13 protein-coding genes are annotated in these 14,265 nt (G+C 59.9%); 7 read left to right on the top strand and 6 right to left on the bottom strand.

Going from position 1 to position 14,265, the window contains the following annotated elements:
- Positions 1 to 2 precede the first annotated feature (2 nt).
- Positions 3 to 1,577, top strand: a complete 1,575-nt coding sequence (locus MKZ35_RS06200; protein ID WP_482512365.1) for an NAD(P)/FAD-dependent oxidoreductase — start codon at positions 3 to 5, stop codon at positions 1,575 to 1,577.
- A 63-nt stretch (positions 1,578 to 1,640) separates the two neighbouring features.
- A complete protein-coding gene (locus MKZ35_RS06195; RefSeq protein ID WP_482512364.1) occupies positions 1,641 to 2,000 on the top strand; it encodes a CoA-binding protein in 360 nt (119 codons plus the stop codon).
- A 123-nt stretch (positions 2,001 to 2,123) separates the two neighbouring features.
- On the opposite strand, the gene MKZ35_RS06190 is transcribed toward MKZ35_RS06195, so the two are convergent.
- From MKZ35_RS06190 to MKZ35_RS06175, 4 genes are read right to left on the bottom strand one after another with little or no spacing between them, the layout of a single operon-like run.
- Positions 2,124 to 2,576 (bottom strand): IS1 family transposase, encoded by a 453-nt coding sequence (locus tag MKZ35_RS06190; RefSeq protein ID WP_482512363.1) that lies wholly within the window; start codon positions 2,574 to 2,576, stop codon positions 2,124 to 2,126.
- A 21-nt stretch (positions 2,577 to 2,597) separates the two neighbouring features.
- Positions 2,598 to 2,705, bottom strand: a complete 108-nt coding sequence (locus tag MKZ35_RS06185; RefSeq protein WP_482512362.1) for a transposase-like zinc-binding domain-containing protein — start codon at positions 2,703 to 2,705, stop codon at positions 2,598 to 2,600.
- A gap of 46 nt (positions 2,706 to 2,751) precedes the next feature.
- On the bottom strand, positions 2,752 to 3,444 hold the full coding sequence (locus tag MKZ35_RS06180) for a LytR/AlgR family response regulator transcription factor (protein ID WP_482512361.1): 693 nt from the start codon (positions 3,442 to 3,444) through the stop codon (positions 2,752 to 2,754).
- A complete protein-coding gene (locus MKZ35_RS06175) occupies positions 3,441 to 4,649 on the bottom strand; it encodes a sensor histidine kinase (protein WP_482512360.1) in 1,209 nt (402 codons plus the stop codon). The genes MKZ35_RS06180 and MKZ35_RS06175 overlap by 4 nt, the downstream gene beginning before the upstream one ends.
- A 124-nt stretch (positions 4,650 to 4,773) precedes the next feature.
- Between MKZ35_RS06175 and MKZ35_RS06170 the strand changes: the two genes are divergently transcribed.
- Both MKZ35_RS06170 and MKZ35_RS06165 read left to right on the top strand, forming a co-directional pair.
- Positions 4,774 to 7,233, top strand: coding sequence for a TonB-dependent receptor (locus MKZ35_RS06170; RefSeq protein ID WP_482512359.1), 2,460 nt, complete (start codon positions 4,774 to 4,776; stop codon positions 7,231 to 7,233).
- Between the two features lie 86 nt (positions 7,234 to 7,319).
- On the top strand, positions 7,320 to 10,319 hold the full coding sequence (locus MKZ35_RS06165) for a M1 family metallopeptidase (protein WP_482512358.1): 3,000 nt from the start codon (positions 7,320 to 7,322) through the stop codon (positions 10,317 to 10,319).
- 253 nt (positions 10,320 to 10,572) lie between these two features.
- Here MKZ35_RS06165 and MKZ35_RS06160 read toward each other — a convergent pair whose 3' ends face one another.
- Both MKZ35_RS06160 and MKZ35_RS06155 read right to left on the bottom strand, forming a co-directional pair.
- Entirely contained in the window at positions 10,573 to 11,118 is a 546-nt protein-coding gene (locus tag MKZ35_RS06160) for a hypothetical protein (protein ID WP_482512357.1), read from the bottom strand.
- A gap of 313 nt (positions 11,119 to 11,431) precedes the next feature.
- Positions 11,432 to 12,040 (bottom strand): porin family protein, encoded by a 609-nt coding sequence (locus tag MKZ35_RS06155; protein WP_482512356.1) that lies wholly within the window; start codon positions 12,038 to 12,040, stop codon positions 11,432 to 11,434.
- A gap of 387 nt (positions 12,041 to 12,427) precedes the next feature.
- Between MKZ35_RS06155 and MKZ35_RS06150 the strand changes: the two genes are divergently transcribed.
- From MKZ35_RS06150 to MKZ35_RS06140, 3 genes are read left to right on the top strand one after another with little or no spacing between them, the layout of a single operon-like run.
- The gene (locus MKZ35_RS06150; protein ID WP_482512355.1) at positions 12,428 to 12,778 is read left to right on the top strand and encodes an IS1-like element transposase; all 351 of its coding nucleotides are present in this window, start codon (positions 12,428 to 12,430) and stop codon (positions 12,776 to 12,778) included.
- Positions 12,759 to 13,223, top strand: coding sequence for an IS1 family transposase (locus MKZ35_RS06145; RefSeq protein ID WP_482512354.1), 465 nt, complete (start codon positions 12,759 to 12,761; stop codon positions 13,221 to 13,223). Before MKZ35_RS06150 ends, MKZ35_RS06145 begins: the two co-directional genes overlap by 20 nt.
- 17 nt (positions 13,224 to 13,240) lie before the next feature.
- On the top strand, positions 13,241 to 14,254 hold the full coding sequence (locus tag MKZ35_RS06140; protein WP_482512353.1) for an IS701 family transposase: 1,014 nt from the start codon (positions 13,241 to 13,243) through the stop codon (positions 14,252 to 14,254).
- Positions 14,255 to 14,265: the final 11 nt, after the last annotated feature.

Here is a 14,265-nt window from a genome sequence, read left to right as displayed (position 1 = left end):
CCATGTTCGACAAGAAAGAAATAGAAGTGCTGCTTCCGCCCGAAGTAGCCTACGACGAGTTTGCCCGCTACCGCGCTCTGCCCGATGCCGTCGGCGCCCAGCCTGGCGAGGCCGATTTTGTGCATTTGCGCAAGCGCTCCATCGATGCGCGGGGCCGGCAGCCTCTCGTGCGCCTGCGGGCCGATATATGGTTTCAGCCCCCGCCCGCTGACATTTTTGGCCCCTGGTTTCAGTATTCTGATGTAAGTCAGGCCCGGCGTACGGTTATTATCGTGGGGGCCGGGCCGGCAGGTTTATTCGCCGCTTTGCGAGCCATCGAGTTGGGTATCAAGCCCATTGTCTTGGAGCGGGGAAAAGACGTACGCACGCGCCGCCGCGACTTGGCGGCCCTTAACAAAGACCATGTAGTCAATCCCGACTCCAACTATTGCTTCGGCGAGGGCGGCGCGGGCACCTACTCCGATGGCAAGCTTTACACTCGCGCTACCAAGCGCGGCGACGTGGGCCGTATCCTGAAGCTGCTGGTGCAGCACGGCGCCACCCCCGATATTCTGGTCGATGCCCACCCTCACATCGGCACCAACAAGCTGCCCCAGGTAGTAGCCGCCCTGCGCGACTCCGTCCGCCAGGCTGGCGGCGAAGTACGCTTCGAGACGCGGGTGGAAGATTTGATTCTGGAGAAAAACCACCTGCGCGGCGTCGTCACGGCTACCGGCGAAGCCGTGGAAGCCGACGCGGTTATTCTGGCTACCGGCCACTCGGCCCGCGACATTTACGAGCTATTGCACCGGCGTGGCGTGCGCGTGGAGGCCAAGCCCTTCGCCCTGGGCGTGCGCGTGGAACACCCGCAGGCCCTCATCGACCAGGCCCAGTACCGCCGCCAGGACCGGGGCCCGCTGCCGGCCGCTTCGTATTCGTTGGTACATCAAACTCAGTGGCGCGGGCAGCAGCGGGGCGTTTTCTCGTTTTGCATGTGTCCGGGGGGCTTTATTGTGCCAGCGGCCACGGCGCCCGGCGAGGTAGTCGTGAACGGGATGTCACCGAGCCGCCGCGACTCGCGCTTTGCCAATTCAGGCATCGTGGTAGCGGTGGAGCTGGAAGAAATGGACCTAAAGCGCCACGGGGCTCTGGCCGGTTTGCGCTTGCAGCAGGAAATTGAGCAGCGCGCCTGCGCCTTGGGGGGCAATTCTCAGGCAGCCCCAGCCCAGCGCCTCGGTGACTTTTTGAAAGACAAACTCTCCCCCGAGCTGCTGGAAACTTCTTACCAACCCGGCTTGGTATCGGTGCCGATGAGCCAGGTGCTCGGCGCCGGCCTCACGGACCGTTTGCGCCAGGGCTTCAAGGCTTTTGGGCAGAAGATTCCTGACTACGCCACCAATGCAGCCCAGATTGTGGGTGTGGAAAGTCGCACTTCCGCTCCCGTGCGCATCCCCCGCGACCCGGCTACGTTGCAGCATCCCGAAATCACGGGTCTATTTCCCTGCGGAGAAGGCGCGGGCTTTGCGGGCGGCATCGTGTCGGCGGCCATGGATGGAGAGCGGTGCGCGGAGGCCTTACTTCAATGGGTGAATGGGTGAATGGCTGGTCGTTCTTGTTTTTCGTTAAGTACTCACCCATTCACTCATTCACTCATTCACCATATGAAAAAGACCCTCGTACTCGGCGCCAGCGACAACCCCGCGCGCTACGCCTATAAAGCTGTTCATTCCTTGAAGCGCCACGGCCACGATGTAGTGCCCGTCGGCCTGCGCAAAGGCCAGATTGCCGGCATCGACATCCACACCGACCGCCCCACCGACTCCGAAATAGACACCGTAACGCTCTATGTAGGACCGCAAAACCAGCCTGCCTGGTACGATTACATCCTGGATTTGAAACCCAAGCGCATCATCTTCAACCCCGGCACCGAGAACCCTGAGCTGGAGCGCATGGCGCAGGAGCGCGGTATTCAGACGGAGGAAGCCTGCACACTGGTTATGCTTTCGGTGGGTAATTATTAGGTTTAGGTTTTAAAAAAAGCCCCCCAACGGAGGTCTCCCCCCGTCCCGGTTCGCTTAAAGCGCGAAGTCCCACAAAGAGGGGGAGCCAGACGCTCAGCCTACGTAGCACCTTCCGCTTTCGCTTCAGGTACTGCTACCACTTAATGAAACAAGAAGTAGTTGATTTATCAACAGGACCTCCGGGTAGGCCCGCCACGCATCGGTAAAATACTGGGTGTGGCGGCGGTAGCGCCGGGGCAAGGCCTGCCAGAGGCGCTGCAACGTCGCCGTGCCCCGCGAACCCAGCACCCAGGCCACGATGCGCCGGCTGGCGCGCTCGACGACCAGCCACAGCCAGACTTTGCGCTTTTTTCGGCCCACCAAGGTCCACATCTCATCGAGCTCCAAGGCCTCCCACCGCTTCCGTTGGGCCTTTCTCGGGCGAAGGCGCGGCAGGGGCGGGGCCGAAGCCGCCGCTTTTTTTACGCGTTTGGCAATCGTGTTGCGCGCCACGCCCGTGGCGCGGGCGATGCTGCGCAACGAGTTGCGTTCCAGCAGCAGCTGGTCCACCTGGGCGTACTGCCGCGCTTTTTCCACGGCCGCTGGCTGGAAATAGCCTTAGTGACCGCAGGCTTTGCACTGGTACTTGGCCCGCCCGCTGCTGTGGCCGTTGCGCCGAATTTGTTCACTGGCGCACTTGGCGCAAAAATGCTGCGTGTAAACCATGAACCAAAGTACGCTGCTCACCCTGAATGAACCCACTACCCCATAATTACTTCTTAAAATACCCCATCACTTCCGCCTTGTAGGAACTCCCAATGGGAATATAAGTCCCATTGGCCAGAATCAGGTGCTCGGGTTGTAGGAGCTTGATGTGGGCGGCGGCCACGATGAAAGAGCGGTGCACGCGCAGGAAGCGCGGGCCGAGCAACTCGGCCATTTCCTTCATGGTTTGGTGGAGCAGGTGGGTTTTGCCGGCCGTCACAATCTTGACGTAATCCTTGCAGCCTTCCACGTACTGCACCTCGGGGTGGGGCACCTTGAGCAGGCCGCGCGGGTCCTTCACGAGCAGGTACTGAGCTTCGGCCGCGTCGGGGGCGGGGGGCTGGAAGCGGGCAGTGGCTTTTAAAAACCGCTCGTAGCTGAAGGGCTTGAGCAGGTAGTCGAGCACCGCCAGCTCGAAGCCTTCCAGGGCGTACTCGCGGTAGGCGGTGGTGAGGATGGTTTTGGGCGGGTGCTTGAGCTTCTTGAGAAAGTGGAGGCCGGTGATGAGCGGCATCTCGATGTCGAGAAACATGAGGTCTACGGCGTGCTGCTGCAGGTGCTCGTGGGCCTCCATGGCGTTGCGGCACTTGCCGCTGAGGGCGAGGCCGGGCGTCTGGGCTATGAACTGCGTCAGGACCTGATGGGCCAGTGGCTCATCGTCGACGATGAGGCAGCGGACGGGGGCGGAAGTCGGGCTCATACCTGCAAGGTAAGCGAGGCGCGGTAGCGGCCGTCGTGCTGGGTAAAGCGCATCTCGTGGGCGCCGGGGTAGTAGAGCTGCAGGCGCTGACGAATGTTCTGCAGGCCGATGCCGCCGCTGCGGTGGGCCGGGGCGGGGGCAGGCGCGGGCAGCAGGTCGTTTTCGATGACGAAGCGCACCTGGCCGGGCAACACGGTCAGGACGGCGTCGACGCTGGCATCGTCGGAGAAGTGGTGGCGACCGTGCTTGAAGGCGTTTTCCACCAGCGGCAGCAGCAGCAGGGGCGGCACTTGCAAACGGGAGGCTTGGTCCAGGCCCTCGGTGCGCAGCGAGATGCGGGCCCCGGCGTACTTGCGCTGCTCCATTTCGAAGTAGTTTTCCAGGAACGTGACTTCCTCGGGCAAGGCAATGTACTCCTTGCCGCTGTCGTATAGCACGTAGCGCATCAGCTCCGAGAGCAGTAGGATAAAGCGGGGCGTTTCGGGCGAGCCGGCCAAGCTCAGGCCGTAGATGCTGTTGAGGGTGTTGAAGAGAAAATGAGGCTGGAGCTGGCTTTTGAGCTGTTCGAGTTGCAGGGCCGCGTGGTTGCGCTCGGTTTGGCGGCGGCGGTATTCTTGCTCGAAGGCCAGGCGCACGAAGGCCACGCTGCCGAAGGCCAGAATGTCGAAAAGCAGCAGTTGAATGTGGGGGTTGCCGTAGCTGAAGAGCAGCCGCAGGTCGGTGCGGTAGAGCTTCTGGTACAATGCGGCCAGGACGGGCGGCACCGCGATGGGCTCGAACAGGGCGGCCGCCAGAAAGGTGTTCAGCTTAATGCCCCACCACAAATACAGCAACGAGCCCCCGGCCAGCAGCCCGTAGCGCCGCTGCCGCAGCAGCGTGGGCAACAGCCAGCGGTAATAGGGCAGGATATACAGCGAGGCGAGCAGCGCGAATAGAATCAGCTGGGGATAGGGAAACCCGCTGTCGTACAAGTACGGGCGGGGCGCCGGAGGACTTTGCTCCAGGTAATGACTGTATTTGAACACGCCTACATAAAGGGTCCAAATCAGGAGCTCGAAGGCGAGCGGAAAGCGGCTGGGTCGGTCGGCGGGGGCGCCGGCAGGAGCGTTGAACATGGGGGCAAGTTGGGCGTTTTTGGCCGGCTTCCGGGCCTGATTTTCGACGAAGGGGTGGTTTTCTTCGACGAAAAAATGGGCGGTCAACATTGGTCGTTTTCGGCCCGGGGCTGGTCTAATAAAGCTTTTTATCGGGAAAATGGCGCTGTTGCTTTGTGTCGTTCCCAGTCGGCCAGCGGCTGGCTATCCACCAAATCTCCACCTCCCCGATACCATGAAAAACGTCCTCCGCTCCCTGCTTTTCGCCGGTACTGTGGTTGCCGCTGCTCCCCTCGCCATGGCCCAAACCACCCCGGCTACCCAGGCCATCAAGCAAAGCAGCGCCGTCACGGGCACCGTCGCCGATAGCCTCACCCGCCAGCCGCTGGCCTTCGCCACGGTGGTGCTGAAGCCCGCCGTCGAGGGCGCGGCCGTGCTGAGCACCGTCAGCAACGAGCAAGGCGCGTTCCGCTTCGATGGCGTTGCCGCCGGCGCTTACCTGCTGGCCGGGCAATACCTGGGCTACAGGAAGTCAGAGCCGGTGGCGGTGGCGGTAGGCGAAGCTGCCGGTCCGGTAGCTGCGGCCGTGCTGCTCGCACCGGATAAGAAAATGCTGGCCGGCGTGACCATCATTGGCAACAAGCCCTTTATTGAAATGTACGCCGACAAGGTGGTGCTCAACGTCGCCGAAAGCCCCATTGCTCAAGGCGGCAACGCTTCCGAAGTATTGTCCCGGGCCCCGGGGGTGGTGGAGCGAGGCGGCCGCTACGAGGTGCGGGGCAAGACGGCCCTGGTGCTCATCGACGGCAAAGTGACCAACCTTAGCGGCAACGATTTAACGGAACTGCTCGCTTCGCTGCCGAGCAGCACCCTGGACAAAGTGGAGGTAGTGGCCAACCCCTCGGCTAAGTACGATGCCAACGGGGGAGCCGTCATCAACATCATTACCAAGAAAAACAGCGCCTTCGGGACCAACGGCACCGTGAGTGCCGGCGCCGGTGCCGGCCGCTTTGCCCGCTACAACAGCGGCTTGACCTTGAGCCACCGCCGCGATAAGCTGAACATGTTTGGGGGCCTCGATTACCAGCGCACCAAGCAGTACCGGCGTCTGACCAGCAACCGCGTGCTAAACCAGGAAACCCGCGTTGACGAGGAGAGCTACGACGTGACCGAGCGCAACAGCCTAACGGCCCGCTTCAACGTGGAGTATGACCTGACCAAACGTAGCTCGGTAGGCTTGCAGATTCGGGGGATAGCCAGCGCCCGAGACCGGGACGGCAATACCGGCTCGTCGGTGGCCGGCTTGAATAGACCACCCAGCTCGACCAACCTGCTGCAAACCGACGGCACCGGCCGGGGAATCAACCCGACGGTGAGCTTGTACTACCGCACCCTGCTGGATTCGGCCGGCGGCGAGCTAAAGCTCAACGCCGACTACCTCAGCTTCAACAAGCGCTTCGACGAACAGTACCGCAACGACGGCTTCGACCTGCTGACTGGTCAGGCCTCAGCGGGTGCCCTGCGCACCTACTCGCCAGCCCGCAACTCAGTGGCTTCTTTCACGGCCGACTACACGCGCTCTTTCGGCAAGGCCACCGCGCTGGAAGCGGGTTTGAAGTCCCTGCGTACCGTCACCGACAACGATATCAACTGGGAAAACCTGGGCGAAGGCGGCACCTGGCTCAACGACGCGCGGCGCACCAACCACTTTGTGTACCGGGAGCACATCAACGCGGGCTACGCCACGCTGCGCCAGAAGGTGAGCAAGAAAATAGGCGTACAGCTGGGGCTCCGGGCCGAGCATACCTACAGCGAAGGCGAATCGTTAACGCTCAATCAAATCAATAAGCGCGACTACTTCAATCTATTCCCGAGCGTGTCGCTGGACTACACACACTCGGAGAAGCAGCAGTGGAATTTCAGCTACCAGCGCAAGATTGACCGGTTCCGCTTCGACATCGTCAACCCCTTCCTGACGTACGTTAGCCCGTACTTCTATTACCAGGGCAACCCCGGCATCAGGCCCTCCTTCTCGCACAATTTCTCGGCCTCGCACAGCTACAACAACGCGGTGGCTACGTCGCTGAGCTACGGCCGCCACACGAATGTCCTGGCGGAGGTATTAAGCCGCGACCCAGCTACCAACATCGTCACCATGGCCGAAGAAAACCTGAGCCGGGGTACGTCGGTGGATGTCAACGTGAGCCTGACCAAGCAGCTGCTCGGCGGCGTGTTGACCTCGGTGAATAATGTGGGCGCGACCTACGTGCGGTTCTACTCGCCGAGCAGACCCTTGCTAAACCAATCGAGTGTGGGGGTAATGGCCAGTAGCAGCAACACACTGAATTTTCCGCACGACATAAGGGCAGAAATTACCCTCTTTTACCGGACGCCGCTTACCTATGGGTCCTACTCATTCAAGGCCCAGTACAACGGTAGCATTGCGGTATCTAAGCCGGTATTGAAAGACAAAGCAACCCTCACCCTGAGTGTCTTTGACCCTTTCAACCTGCAGGAAAACCGCTTCAATACGCGGGCCGAAGAGTTGCAGGCCTATGACCTCACTAAGATGGAGACCCGCTTCGTGCGCCTGAATTTCAGCTACCGTTTCGGCAATCAGAAAGTTAAACCCGTTAGAACGCGCCGTACGGGCATCGAGAGCGAGAAAATGCGCATGGAAAACCCCTCTAACTAGGCGCTCAAACTGGCTCAAAAATCAGTAGAGCACGTTACGCGGAGCGCTGAAAAGCTTGCAACAGTAGTTGACAGAAAACTATCCGAATGAAACACTTGATTACGGTTTGCTGCTTGGCGTTGGTGCCGGCAGCTGCTTTTGCCCAGCGCGCTACGCCGGCGCCCGCGGCCTACTTCCAGCAGGAAGTAAACTACACCATTGACGTGGCCCTTGACGACCGGAAGCACGAGCTGACGGGCCGCGAGGAGTTGCAGTATACCAATAACTCGCCCCAGGCGCTGACCTTCATCTGGTTTCATCTGTGGCCCAATGCCTACCGCGACAACAGCACGGCCTTTGCCCGCCAGCAGCTGCGCAACGGCAACCGCGCGTTTGCGTTTGCCCCGGCCGGGCAGCGCGGCTTTATCGACGGGCTCGATTTTAAAGTGGACGGGCAGGCGGCCACGCTCGAATTCGACCCCCACAACCCTGACGTGGCCAAGCTGCTGCTGCCCAAGCCGCTGGCGGCCGGCGCCACGGCGGCCATCAGCACGCCGTTTCGGGTGAAGCTGCCCGGCTCGTTTTCGCGCATGCGGCACGTGGGCCAAAGCTACCAGATAACGCAGTGGTACCCCAAACCCGCCGTGCTGGACCGCCGCGGCTGGCATCCGATGCCCTACCTCGACCAGGGCGAATTCTACGCGGAGTTTGGCTCGTTCGACGTGCGCATTACGCTGCCGGCCAACTACACGGTGGGCGCCACCGGCGAGCTGCAGAACCCCGATGAAATAGCCCGCCTGGAAGGCCTGGTGGCCGAAACGGCGAAGAAAACCACCCAAGCTGACTTCGGCAACGACCTGACCTTTCCGGCGTCGGCCGCCTTTACCAAAACGCTGCGCTACAAGCAGGACCGGGTGCACGACTTCGCCTGGTTTGCCGACAAGCGTTTTCATGTGCTGAAAAGCGCCGTGACGCTGCCTTCGGGCCGGGCCGTTACCTCGTGGGTACTATTTACCAACCGAGAGGCCGAACGCTGGATAAAAGGCCTGCAGGACGTGAACGACGCGCTAACGTACTACTCCAAATGGGTGGGCGAATACCCGTACTCGTCCGCCACAGCTGTCGAAGGTACCTCGAGCGTCGGTGGTAGCATGGAATACCCCATGGTAACCGTGACCAAGCCCGAGGCCATCGTGCACGAGGTAGGGCACAACTGGTTTTACGGCATTCTGGGCAGCAACGAGCGGGACTTCCCGTGGATGGACGAAGGTGTGAACAGCTACGTCGAAAAGCGCGTTGCCGCCCTCGATAGCACCAAAGCCAACCCTTTCGGCGGCTCGTCCATCGCCGCACGCGCCATACGCAACCAAGTGGAAGGCCTGCCCCTGACGTCTTCGGAACAGGTAGCTTACCAGGCCCTGGCCAGCCGTGGCCTCGACCAGCCCGTGCAGGGTCCCACCTCGGCGGAGTTTGGCAAGCGGAACTACGAGTTGATGACGTACCAAAAACCGGCTTCGCTGCTCCATTACCTGGCCGGCTATCTGGGCCAGGAGCCGTTTGACCGCGCCATGAATGCCTACTACGAGCGTTGGAAATTCCGGCACCCACACCCCGAAGACATGCAGGCCTCGTTTGAGGAAAGCACCGGGCAGAAGCTGGGCTGGTTTTTCAACGACATGCTCACCGGCACGCACCGCTACAACGCCGACCTGAGCGCCACGCTGCCGTATGAAGATGTGGTGAAGGTGCGTGTGCGCACCGACTCGCCGGTGCCGTGGGCCGTGCCGGTGTCGTCGCTCGACGCCAACGGCAAGGTGCTGGAAACGCGCTGGACAACGCCCATCGGCAACACCGACGCCGGCGCCGAGGAAGAAGCTCCTTCGCAGCTCAACTTCCGGCGCGCGGGCGTGGCGGCCCTGGTGGTGGACGCTGGCTACATTACCCCGCAACTCAACCGCCGCGACGACCGGCTGAAGCTGGACAGCCGGGCGCCTCGCCTCGAGCCCCTGCGCCTGCGGCCCTTTGCCAGCATCGAGCGCTGGGACCAGGCCACCATCAACTGGCTCCCCGTGCTGGGCGCCAATACTTCCGACAAGTTCATGCTGGGCGCCGCATTCTACAACAGCCCGTTGGTGCCCAAGCGCCTCCAATACCTAGCCATGCCCCTGTACAGCTTCACCCGCAACGAAGTGAACGGCATCGCCTCGCTGCACCTTAATGTACTGCCCGCCAGCAGGGTGCGCCAGGTAGAAGTGGGCGCCACCGTGCAGCGCTTCGAGCGCTACCTGAAGCTGGAGCCGCGCGTGAGCCTAGTGCTGCCCCACTCGGCCTTCGACCGTCCCCAGCATCGGCTCACGCTGTCGGGCACGGCCGTCAGCATACAAGACAAGCTACGCGACCTAAACATCGTGACGGCCGACTACCGCGGCCGCCTTGGCAACGCACTGCGGGAATGGAACTGGCAAGTGGACCTCAACCACATGGCCGCCCGCACCAGCGAAATGGAAAACGACGCCCCGGCCACCCTGTTGCGCGGAGCGGTTTCGTTTCATCAGTTCTACTCGCGTAACAAACGGGTGCAGGTGCGCTTGTTTGGCGGTAGCTTTCTGCAAACCCGTGCAAATCATGACTTCTTCCTGGGCCTAAGCGGCAGCCCCGACTACCGCCGGCAAACCGCTTTTCTGGACCGCCAGCAAATGTCGCCCACGCTCGCGGCCCAGCAACACCAGACCGATGACCGCGACGGCGCCTTCAAGGCGTTTATGCCCGTGTTCACTAATAACTGGCTGAGCACGCTCAACCTGCAAGTTGACGTGCCGGTGGTGCCAGTGGCCGTATTTGCCGACTTCGGCGCTACGCGCGAAAGCTTCGTGGTGGGCGGCAAAAGCCACAACACCTACTACGACGCCGGCTTCTCGGTGCCGCTGCTCGAATTTGCGGGGCCGCTGCTCAAAGATGTGCTGCAAATTTACCTGCCCGTGGCCGGCACGCAGTACGAGAATACCCTGCCCAGCAGCCGCAAGGACTTTACCGACCGCATCCGCTTCGTGTTGCGCCTCGACCGCCTGAGCCCGTTCCGACTGCTCGACGAGCAGCTGGCGCAGTAGGCGAGTTTTTAGAGGTTTAATTTAAAGCTTGTCGCTTACCTGCTCGGTAACCTGCTGGCCTTCAACTAGGAGCAGACAACCATCCTGCCTGTTTAACTTTTGGGCCAAACTTTTAACCAAGGCCTCTATAGGCTGGTAAAGGAACTCAACACCGCAACTGGAGCAGGAGGCGCAGCGCCAGGTGGCCCAGCAGCGCATACACCAGGCCGGGCAGCAACACAGCCGCGGTGGTGGGGTAGGAATGTAGCTGGCCTTACGTGCTAGAAATCGTCGTTTTAGAAAAAAAAACGCCCTCTAAATGGATGGTATCTGATTGAAAACTCACTTCGCACACGGTTTGGTAGTCGCATTCTAACACCACCGTATTCCAGGCATTGCCTTGCCCAATATCATAGATTGACTCCTGTGGGAGGATATTCCCTTGAATTGAGATGCTCGAGTCGAAGAAGCAGGTAAGTCCTTGCAAGTGTATTGGTAAATGAGTCTGAGGTCGGATGTCGAACTCAATTCCCTTCCAGGGCATAGTCGCTTCTTCTTCAATAGAAACTATTTCGACTAGCACCAATGCATCGACTGATCTGAAAAGGGCAAAATTGCCTGTTTCAGAGTTGAAGAAGGCGTATTCAGGACTGTATCCGAAGAAGGTAACCATTCCCATCTTATCCGTCACGTCCCAATAAAGACTTCCCTCCTGCTCAGTTCCTTGCCATTGGTTTGCGGCCTCTAACGCGCAGATGCAAACCGGTCCACCGGTGGTTTCACCGTAGACTACTAATTGACAAGGCGGAGTCTTGGTCATTGTATAGAAGTCAGTTAAAGTGCTAAAAAAAGAATACACTTATTTCTGAGGCCAAACCTACCACTTTTCCGAGGTCGGGGGTATAACCCACTTTACATACTGTAAACGACCGTGGCTGTTGCAGAACTCAGCCTAGTAGCTCCCACACTGTTATCAGCAACGAAAACAGCGCTACAAACCTGGGTTGAAGCTGCTTTTTGCACGTCTCTGCACTAAATGTGCCCACCTATCGAGCGGGTATAAGAGTTCTGCAACAGCCACGACCGTTTGCAAGATGTAAATTCAACAACACCCCGCTAACGCAAACAGCTGCTTACTGGCTCCGGCCAACCAGCGCGGACAGATACAGTTGAAACGCACTGTTCCGGGCCGTATCGTCGGCTGTAGCCCCTTTGAGAACGTGCTTGAGTCCGCCATTATAACGCAGGCCGATGCCCAGCCCATTGGCCAGTTGATAGCCGAAGCCCGTGGCGTAACCCACGTCGAAGTGGGGGTAACTGCCGGCAAAGTCGGACGAGACGCGCGCCAGCGGCGTGCGGTCTTCTACGCTGGCCCTGGACCCGGCCAGATACCCAAGTTGCGGACCGATTTCGACAAACAAGCCCCCGGGGCCGGTGGCCACTCGCAGGAGCACCGGCAAATCCACGTAGTTCAACCTGATGCGGGTACTGTTGTCGACGCCCTTGGTTCCTTTCTGGGAGTACAGCACTTCGGGCTGGAGTGAAAACCGGTCGCTTAACTTGAAGTTGACGAGTACGCCGCCGTGAAAGCCCCACTTATACGCGGCCCCTTCGACGTGCTGGCCCACGACATTCGTATAGGAGGGCCCTGCCTTCAGGCCGAACCGTACGCCCTGAGCCCGAGCCGCGCCCACGCCACTCGCCGTCAAAGCCAGCGTTACTAGTAAAAAAAGCTGTTTCATCGTTTTCAGGAAGAAGATAGGGAGATGGGGAGCGGGGAGATTCAGGATAGCGCAAGGGTAAGAAACCCAGCGTACACGCCTACTGCCGCAGCCAGCGCTGCCCGTCCTTCGTCTTAAAGAAAAGTAGTAACACTGCTTTGCTAAAGCGTGCTTGAAGGACTTTCTTGCAAGAGGGCGGATTTACACGCTTGGAGCAGCTTTACCAAAAACTACACCCAAAATAAGCCTAGTCCCCCGCTAAAGTACCACGCCGGCAGCACCCCGTCCAGGGAGGCGAAAACCACACTTATTCCAATTCCAAGCTCGCGCGTATAACTAACTTTATGTTTAGAAATTATTCCAAGTAGTGGTCGTGTGTTAGCTAAGTAGAAATAGTTATCTTGGCGGATGGTTTACGAAGCTGTTATTTGCCCCCACTGCCACCAGCCGGAGGCCGTGTATCGGCATGGCCGTACCGCCGATGGTCGGCAGGGCTACCGCTGCACCCGTTACCGCCACCGCTTTCTGCTGGCGTATCACCATGTCGCTCGTCAGGTCGGCACGGACGACAAGATAGAACAGTTGGTGCTCAACGGCAGCGGCATCCGCGATACGGCACGCGTGTTGGGCATTAGCCCGCAAACGGTGATGGCGCCGCTAAAAAAAGATCGACCAAGTAAAGCAACTGCCTGCTCTACATCCAGCCTAGCAGGGCGCGCCGGCCGACGCGCCGCATTCCTTGCGCCTGTATGCCGATGAAATGGGGTCCTATGTGGGCTCGAAAGTCCGTCCGATGCAGCGGGTTGTTGCTGCTCAAATGCATGAAATGGGGTCCTATATGGGCTCGAAAGCCCAGCAACGCTGGCTCTGGTGGGTCGAGGACGTGGCGACGGGACAGAGCGTCACGTTTGTCTTCGGCCGTCGCACCCATGCCACGTTCGAGCGCTTGCGCCAACAACTCGGCGAGGCGGGTCTAGCCGTCTCGCTCTGGATCACCGATGCCTGGTGGGCCTATGTCGACCAGCTACCAGCCGACGAGCGGATAGAAGATAAAACGCAACTCCAACGCTTGGAACGCAAACATCTCACCTTGCGCACCCTCCTTAAGCGGCTCACGCGCAAAACGATTTGCTTCTCCAAAAAAATCTTTTCCCATGATGGCGTCATTTCTTACTTAGGACTTACGCAGCACCTTGTATCTTGAGCTAAACGCCCGTACTTATGTTGACGCAAGCCAAGTATATCAATTTTCTACTCAGTACGCCCCGTAACTACACGGGGACGCATTTGGCGGCCCATTTGCCCGAGGTCAGCCACGACCAGGTGAACCGGTTTTTGCGCGATAGCACCTTTTCTGCCGCGCAGTTGCGCGCCCTGGTCCTGCCGCTGCTGACCGATTCGCCCGAGGCCTTTTTGCTGGTCGATGACAGCGTACAGGACAAGCGCTACAGCCGCTTCATTGAGGTCGCCAAGCGCCAGTACTCGGGCAACGCGCACAGCATGGTCACGGGCATCGGGCTGGTCAACCTGGTGCATAGCAGCGGGGAGACGGGCGATTTTCTGCCCCTCGACTTCCGCATCTATGCCCCCGAGCAGGACCAGTTAACTAAAAACGACCATTTCCAGGCCATGTTCCGCCAGGTCGTGGCCGAAGGAATCATTCAGGCCCGCACCCTGCTCTTCGACTGCTGGTATGCGGGCAGTGCCAATCTGAAACTGATTCACCGCGCCGGCTGGACCTTTTTCACCACCCTGAAAAGCAACCGCTTGGTGAGTGTCAGCAAAGAGACGGGCTATCAGGCCCTGGACACGCTCGAACCGCCTGCCCAGGGCTGGAGTGCGGGGGCCCAGGTGCGACTACAGGAAGTGCCGTTTGCGGTGCGCTTATTCAAGCTGGTTGCCACAGACGGCAGCAGTGAGTGGGTGGTCACCAATCACTTGGCCGCGCATTTGACGCGGGAAATGGTCATTGACGCGGTGCAGGTGCGCTGGCAGGTGGAGGAGTTTCACCGCAGCTTCAAGCAACTCACGGGTTCCGAGAAATGCCAGTGCCGCAAGGCCCAGGCCCAGCGCAACCACCTCACCTGCTGTTACCTGGCGTGGGTGTCGCTGCGCCAATTTGCGCGCCAGACGGCTCAGACGGTCTATCAAGCCCACCAGCGGCAATGGGCACCCTACCTACGCCAACTCCTGCAAAAGCCGCTTATTCCCGCCCTTCTGCCAACCAGTGCGTAAGTCCTAATCAA

Source organism: Hymenobacter sp. R533113, from assembly GCF_056835965.1.
The sequence above is the reverse complement of the archived record's forward strand: the minus strand, read 5'-3'. Positions and strand labels throughout refer to the sequence as shown.

Excerpts from the sequence above, each read along its gene's own strand:
- MKZ35_RS06185 (WP_482512362.1), bottom strand. The coding sequence starts at position 2,705 with ATGGTTTACACGCAGCATTTTTGCGCCAAGTGCGCCAGTGAACAAATT.
- MKZ35_RS06165 (WP_482512358.1), top strand. The coding sequence starts at position 7,320 with ATGAAACACTTGATTACGGTTTGCTGCTTGGCGTTGGTGCCGGCAGCT.
- MKZ35_RS06175 (WP_482512360.1), bottom strand. The coding sequence starts at position 4,649 with ATGTTGACCGCCCATTTTTTCGTCGAAGAAAACCACCCCTTCGTCGAA.
- MKZ35_RS06170 (WP_482512359.1), top strand. The coding sequence starts at position 4,774 with ATGAAAAACGTCCTCCGCTCCCTGCTTTTCGCCGGTACTGTGGTTGCC.
- MKZ35_RS06160 (WP_482512357.1), bottom strand. The coding sequence starts at position 11,118 with ATGACCAAGACTCCGCCTTGTCAATTAGTAGTCTACGGTGAAACCACC.
- MKZ35_RS06180 (WP_482512361.1), bottom strand. The coding sequence starts at position 3,444 with ATGAGCCCGACTTCCGCCCCCGTCCGCTGCCTCATCGTCGACGATGAG.
- MKZ35_RS06195 (WP_482512364.1), top strand. The coding sequence starts at position 1,641 with ATGAAAAAGACCCTCGTACTCGGCGCCAGCGACAACCCCGCGCGCTAC.
- MKZ35_RS06200 (WP_482512365.1), top strand. The coding sequence starts at position 3 with ATGTTCGACAAGAAAGAAATAGAAGTGCTGCTTCCGCCCGAAGTAGCC.
- MKZ35_RS06155 (WP_482512356.1), bottom strand. The coding sequence starts at position 12,040 with ATGAAACAGCTTTTTTTACTAGTAACGCTGGCTTTGACGGCGAGTGGC.
- MKZ35_RS06150 (WP_482512355.1), top strand. The coding sequence starts at position 12,428 with ATGGTTTACGAAGCTGTTATTTGCCCCCACTGCCACCAGCCGGAGGCC.
- MKZ35_RS06140 (WP_482512353.1), top strand. The coding sequence starts at position 13,241 with ATGTTGACGCAAGCCAAGTATATCAATTTTCTACTCAGTACGCCCCGT.